General features: G+C 66.2%; 1 protein-coding gene. It reads right to left on the minus strand.

The window, feature by feature from the left end; translation table 11 throughout:
- Window positions 1-1,821: AMP-binding protein (locus tag MOV75_RS36625; protein WP_247007816.1), on the minus strand; the 1,821-nt coding region annotated here is incomplete at both ends.

Consider the following 1,821-nt stretch of genomic DNA (forward strand, 5'->3'; position numbering starts at 1 on the left):
CGCCGCCAGTAACCGCGCGCCAGTCCCTCGCCGCCGATGAACAGCTCGCCGGTCACGCCGACCGGGACGACGTTGAGATCACCGTCCAGAATGTGGGCCGAGCGGCGGCCGACCGGACGACCGATCGGCGCATAATTGCCCTCGATCTCCTCGCTGGCATCGACCTTCCAGACCAGCGGCGTCACCACGGTCTCGGTCGGCCCGTAACCGTTGATCAATGTCCGCGGCTTGAGCGCGCGCTTGACCTTGTCGAAACCTGCCTTGGGCATCGCCTCACCGCCGAACGAATACAGCTCCACCGGCGGCGGATCGCCGCGCCACATCGCGAAGTCGGCGAGCTGTTGCAGGTAGGCGGGCGGGAAGCCGGCGTTGGTGACGCGCTGGCGGCGCAGAACCTCGATGGTCTGCTCGGCCGACCACAGATCGGCATCGCGCATCACGAGCGTTGCGCCGCAGGTCAGCGCGGTCCAGAGCCGCTCATGGGCACCATCGAAGGTGAAGGACAGGAAGTGCAGCTCGCGCGAGTGCCGGTCCATGTCGTAGAGCCCAGCAGTCACCTCGCAATGCATCGCGAACGGACCGTGCTCGACCGCGACGCCTTTGGGGACGCCGGTGGAGCCAGAGGTATAGATCACATAGGCAAGGCCGGTCGCCGCCACCGCGATCTCCGGATCGCTTTCGCTCTCCCGCGCAAGGTCGATCGTATCGAGCGAAACGACCTCGATGCCGGACGGCGGCGGCGTCAGCGCCGAACCATCGGCGTCAACCAGCACGACACGCGCGCCGGCATCGCGCATGGTGCCGACCTGCCGCCTGGCCGGATGCTCGGGATCAAGCGGCAGATAGGCTGCGCCTGTCTTCAAGATCGCGAGCAGGGCCACAACGAGATACGGCGAGCGTCTTGCCGAGACGCCGACGAGGTCCGAGTGCCCGACGCCAAGGCGCATCAGGTGGTGCGCAAGGCGATTGGCGCGACGGTTGAGCTCGGCATAAGTGATTTCATCGTTGCCGAAGACCAGCGCCGGCGCATCCGGCGTTTCGGCGGCCAGCCGCGCAACCGTCCGATGCACCGGCGTGAACGGTGCGCCTGTCGTTCCACCATCCGCGCCGTTCCATTGGCGTAGCCTCTCCAGCTCCTGTTCGGAGAGCAACGCCACGTCGGCGATCGATTGCGTGTCGTCAGCGACCATCGCCTTCATGATCGTGATCCAATGCGTGGCAAGGCGTTCGATCGTCGCCGCCTCGAACAGCGCCGTCGCGTAGGTGAAGATGGCGCGGACTTCGCCGGACGGCCCCTCGTCGGTGTCGAGCGCGAGGTCGAATTTGACCGTATCGACGTCGGCGTCGATTTTCTCGATCTGGAGGCCGGTCTGATCGGGCGGACCGCCCGACGCCCGACGGCGCTGGTGATTGTAGAGGACCTGGAAGAGCGGATTCTGGCTCAAGCTGCGCGTGGGCTGGAGGATCTCCAGCAATCGCTCGAACGGAAGGTCCTGGTTCTCCTGTGCCTCGATCGTGGCCGAATGAACCGCCGCGATGAAGTCCGCGATCCGCGCGCGGCCGTCGATCTGCGTGCGAAGCACCTGGGTGTTGACGAACAAGCCTATCACGCCATGCGTTTCGTCACGGTGCCGATTGGCAACGGGCACGCCGATGTTGATGTCGGACTGACCCGTGTAGCGACGGAGCAGCAGCTTGAAGCTCGCCAGCATGACGACGAACAGCGTCGTCTGGTGTCGCCGCGCGAGCCCGCGCAAGCCATCGGCCAACGCCGGATCGAGCGTGATGCGGCGTGCCGACCCGGCAAGGTTCGGGACCGCC

Origin of the sequence: Bradyrhizobium sp. PRIMUS42 (assembly GCF_023006515.1) — a bacterium.
GTDB lineage: Bacteria > Pseudomonadota > Alphaproteobacteria > Rhizobiales > Xanthobacteraceae > Bradyrhizobium.